Genomic DNA, 517 nt, shown 5'->3' with positions numbered 1-517 from the left:
CACGTTTTCCCGCTGTCCGCCGACAGATCCGAACCGCTCGCGCCGACCGCGAGAATCGTTTTTTTGTCGATATAAGCCACGCCCGAACGATAACCGTTCAAGCCTTTCGAAAGCGTCCAAGTTTTCCCGCCGTCCGCGGTAAAGGCGAGATTATCCGTGAAGTCGTCCGGCTTTTCGTAATTTCCGCCGACGATCACGCCGTTTTTACTGTCGCTCATGGCGATCGAAAAAATGCCGCTGCCCGCCGTGCCTTTCGTGATCGGCGTGTCGGCGACGAACCATGTCAGCGCGCGATTTTCCGAGCGAAAGACGCGCGCGTTCGTGCCGCCGGAAACGAGAAAGATGGTCCGTTTGCCGTTCGTTAAAAGACAGGTTCCGCTCGCCGCGAACGCCGCTTCGCCCGCGTTCGCGTTCGCCATTTTCTCGTTGCCGGAAATCGTCCACGTCTCGCCGTCCGTCGTTTTGAGCAGCAGGTATTTGCCGTCGACCGGATCGCTCATCGCCATGCCGTTATTAC

The 517-nt window shown here is 58.2% G+C and carries 1 protein-coding gene; it reads right to left on the bottom strand.

The window, feature by feature from the left end; genetic code table 11:
• Positions 1 to 500 (bottom strand): WD40/YVTN/BNR-like repeat-containing protein (locus tag F2B26_RS16955; RefSeq protein WP_369122556.1); only part of this gene is annotated, 500 nt, incomplete at its 3' end.
• Positions 501 to 517: the final 17 nt, after the last annotated feature.

This window comes from Cellulomonas citrea (assembly GCF_009829685.1).
Lineage (GTDB): Bacteria > Actinomycetota > Actinomycetes > Actinomycetales > Cellulomonadaceae > Cellulomonas > Cellulomonas citrea.
The sequence above is the reverse complement of the archived record's forward strand: the minus strand, read 5'-3'. Positions and strand labels throughout refer to the sequence as shown.